Source organism: Bacteriovorax sp. DB6_IX (genome assembly GCF_000447775.1).
In the GTDB taxonomy this organism is placed as follows: Bacteria; Bdellovibrionota; Bacteriovoracia; order Bacteriovoracales; family Bacteriovoracaceae; genus Halobacteriovorax_A.
Window position 1 is genome coordinate 1 of record NZ_AUNJ01000455.1, and the last position, 201, is coordinate 201.

Here is a 201-nt window from a genome sequence, read left to right on the forward strand (position 1 = left end):
ATTGTAAGGCTTATCCATAAAATCATCCGCTCCCATTTTTAAAGACCTCAAGCGATCTTTAACAAACTGTTTTCCTGATCCAACTAGAACCTTTCCTTTGTAGTCCTTATGAAACTTATTCAAATGATTTAGAAAATCATAACCAGTCATCTGAGGCATCATAAGATCTAGAATAATAAGGTCCGGTTGAATTTCTTTTAT

1 protein-coding gene is annotated in these 201 nt (G+C 33.3%); it reads right to left on the minus strand.

The annotated features are described in order from the left end of the window. On the minus strand, positions 1 to 201 hold a 201-nt coding region (locus tag M901_RS14100; RefSeq protein WP_021278879.1), incomplete at both ends, for a PleD family two-component system response regulator.